Here is a 3283-nt window from a genome sequence, read left to right as displayed (position 1 = left end):
CGAAATACTTGTCATGGTCCCACCTGCTCTTGGGTATCTCGCTGATGCAATCCACACCCCCCTTCAGGTTCTCCCAGTACTCCTTCAACGTCCTCGCGTTCGGGTACCTCCCGCTCACACCAATGATCGCCACGTCCAGCGCCATCGACGCGGGTGACTGAGTTGGCGATGACGCCAGCACACCAAAGCGTTTGCGCGAACGTCTGCCCCTCGACACCACAGAGGTGGCCAACGTCGCTGGTCCGGTCCGTGCGCCGGCGGCCAAAGCTGTGGTCGGCGTTGCTGTAACCAAGGCTGGCCCCAGCAGCGTCGACAACCGCGGACGGTGGCTTTTGACAAAGTACCGACCAAGATCGGAGATGTTTTGGTACTCGAAGAACAAGGTCTTGGACAAGGCGCCAAAGCTCTCCTCCAGCCGCGAGGTCAGGGCCATGGTCATCACCGAATCGATGCCGTACTGCTCCAACGGTGCTTTCGGATCGATTCTCTCGGGCGACAGCTGCAGCCCCTCCGACAACAAACCCGTCAGATAGCGCACGGTGCTTTCCAGCAGGTCCTCGGCTTGGCCGACACCTTCATCGCGAGCCACATCGGGCGCAGGCGGTATCGTGGCGATGGGCAAGGCGGGTTGAACCACTTCATTGGCCTCGGGCGCCGACGTTGGCCACAACCACTGGTGCAATCGCTTGGTATCACCGGCCAACACCAGCAGTTGAGGCGTGTCCATGGCCAGCGCCTGGTACAAAGCCGCCATGCCCTGGCCCGTCGCAAGCGGCAACAGCCCCGTCGCACGGTGCAGGCGCTGCAGGGCCTGTCCGTCCGGGCGCATGCCACCTTCGGCCCACAGTGGCCAATTCACGGACAAGGTCCGCCCGTGGCGCGAGCCCAATCGGACCTGCTCCGCACGCCAGTGTGCGAAGTGGTCCATGAAGGCATTGGCGCAGGCATAGTCGGCCTGCCCGACATTGCCAAAGACACCCGTCGTTGATGAGAACAGGACGAAGTGGTCCAAGGGCACATCGCGTGTGACCTCGTCCAGCAACACCACCGCGTTCACTTTTGGTGCGCAGACCGCCCCCAGGTCGGACGATGTCTTCATGACCATCAGCCCATCCTTCAGAATGCCAGCGCTGTGGATCACGCCATTCAGGCGGCCGTGCTCACCCATGATCTCGGCCACCAGCACACGCAACATGGCCGCATCTCCAACATCGACCTCTCGGTAATCCACACGAGCTCCCAAACGGCGCAGGCCCGCCAGCTTGTCGCGCTGCTCATGGCCCAATGGCGATCTGCCAGTTAGGATCAGGTGAACGTTCTTCGCCGCCGTGGCGATGTCGCTCGCGACCAGATGACCCAGGCCACCCAGCCCCCCCGTGATGAGGTAGACGCCAGCGTCACGCCAAGGACTGGCTACCTTGGGGCCAAATGCATGCTCCCTGAAGCCCCGGGTTCGAAGCTCACCCATGGCCCCCAGTTGCCATTCGTGCGTCAGGCGATCGGTGGGACTTCTCGCGCCAGCCTTCACTTGCGCCAGAAGCGTTTCAGCCCGGATCGTGGACTCGATCGCCAGCACCTGCCCGATCAGGCAGGGATGTTCCTGGCGCGCGCTCTTGAGCAGTCCGCTCAGTCCGGCAAGCAGGCTTTCCGGGCCTTGGGCGGGAACAATGACCTGGATCAACACCTCCTGCTGTGGGCGTGCCCTGGCCAAAGCCTGCAGATGCGCCATGAGTTCAGAGGCCAGAAGCACATACAGCTCGGCAAGTCCCTGTGGCGTCTGGCCGCCGCGGCAGCCCAGATCCAAGCGACGCGCCAGCGGAAGGCCAGCATGCACGTCGGCCGCCAGTTCTCCGCCAGTCCCGGCCCAGACCAGCCAATGCTCGTCATACGGCGCGGCCCGGCCAGCCTCAGGCCACTGTTCCTGCTCCTGCCAAGCCGGTGCCGCCAACACCAGGTCCGCTGCCTTCACCTGGCCATGATGGTCATCCAATGCACGGCAACTGAATCCGCTCAGGCTGACACACACCTGGCCTGTCGCGTCGACCACATCCAGGTCCAGCTTCAGAAGCGGATCGCCGAGCGAGGCTCCTGGGCTGAGGCCCACGATGACCGAGGCCTGGAGCGGCAGCGCCGAGAAAATGTCAACCCGCTCCACGGCAAATGGAAGCAGGAGGCTCCCGGTGCCAGACACCATCCCCACGCAAGCCTGCAACGCGCCATCCAGCAAGGCGGGATGCAGAATGAATGCCTCAGCGCCATCGGTGGCCTCTGGAGGCAAGGACATGTCAGCCAACACCATGGTGCGCCCGACCTCATCCAGCAACGAGTGGACCTGCCGCAGTGTTTGATGGCTGGGCCCATAAGCCAGGCCCACTTGAGAGAATGCTTGATAGCAATCCTGCGAGTTCATGGAGCGCTGAATGCTCAACGACCGCACCTTGTCCACATCAACGACACGGCGCTGAGGCGCCTCACTCAGCACCGCTACACCTTGGCAATGCACGACCTCTTCGCCGCACGGCGCACTGTAGACCTCGAAGGCGATGTCGCCGTTGTCCTGTGGATCCAGTTCGATGTGCAGGTCGGTTTGGTTTTCATCCACCACCAGCGGCTTCATGAACACCACACCATGGAAGCCCATGCCCACGTCGGCCTCATGCCCTGCTTCGGTGGCTCGGCGCACCGCTTGCAGCGCCAACTCCAGGTAAGCCGCACCAGGCATCACACGCTGGCCATTCACCCGGTGATCAGCGAGGAAAAACTCCTCGCCCGTGAAGGTCGCGCTGAAGCGCTGCGCCTGCAATGTCGAGGTATTGCGGTGGAGGATCGGGTGCAGTCGCGTCCCGACAACGTCCGCCACGCGAGGCGATCTCAGATCAGGCGCCCAATATCGTTCCCGGGCGAAGGGATAGGTGGGCAGGCTCACCCGGCGTGGCGGTTGATGGCCATGCAAACTCACCCAGTCGAACGACAGGCCATGCACCCAGAGTTCCAGCACCTTGCCAAGCTTGCCCTGGGTCGCCCAGGCGCTCAACAGGCTGGCGGCCTGCTCATCCAAGGCGAAAACATTGAGCAGCCCTTGGTCCGCCGTGGTGGCCGATCGGTACACTTCCGGCGGCATTTCCTCGCCTTGGGTGATCGCTTGCAGCAAGGTGCGCAGCTGATCAATGCTGGAGACCATGCAGGCCATGCGGTGGGCCATGGCCTCGCGGCCAACCTGCAGGGTGTACGCAATGTCGGCCAGATCATCCTGCCCGAAGCCTTCCAGCGCCTCCAGCAACTG

At 63.1% G+C, this 3283-nt stretch carries 1 protein-coding gene; it reads right to left on the bottom strand.

What is annotated here, in order from left to right; translation table 11 throughout:
* Positions 1–3283: SDR family NAD(P)-dependent oxidoreductase (locus Q7V20_RS15955; protein WP_304793252.1), on the bottom strand; the 3283-nt coding region annotated here is incomplete at both ends.

The organism is Aquabacterium sp. (genome assembly GCF_030652515.1).
Taxonomy (GTDB): Bacteria; Pseudomonadota; Gammaproteobacteria; order Burkholderiales; family Burkholderiaceae_C; genus Aquabacterium.
This window is presented reverse-complemented; position numbering and strand designations above follow the sequence as displayed.